The sequence below is a fragment of the Microbulbifer sp. TYP-18 genome, assembly GCF_040932045.1.
Classification (GTDB): Bacteria; Pseudomonadota; Gammaproteobacteria; order Pseudomonadales; family Cellvibrionaceae; genus Microbulbifer.
Genome location: NZ_JBFRBC010000105.1, coordinates 1 through 223 on the forward strand (window position 1 = coordinate 1; position 223 = coordinate 223).

Here is a 223-nt window from a genome sequence, read left to right on the forward strand (position 1 = left end):
GCATCTGGAATTGCTGAGTGGCGAGGAGCGCCGGCAGCAGCTTGAGCTGTGGAATGACAATGGGGCAGCCTTTCCCGCGCAGACGCTGCACGGTCTGCTGGAGGTCCAGGCGCAGGCGCGACCCGATGCGGTGGCCCTGGTTTGTCAGGATCAGCAGCTGACCTACGGCGAACTGGACCGCCGCGCCAATGGTTTGGCCCAGCATTTGATCGCGGCCGGTGTG

General features: G+C 65.0%; 1 protein-coding gene. It reads left to right on the forward strand.

From position 1 onward, the window contains the following. The coding region (locus tag ABVT36_RS19150; protein ID WP_368457990.1) for an AMP-binding protein at window positions 1-223 on the forward strand (223 nt) is incomplete at both ends.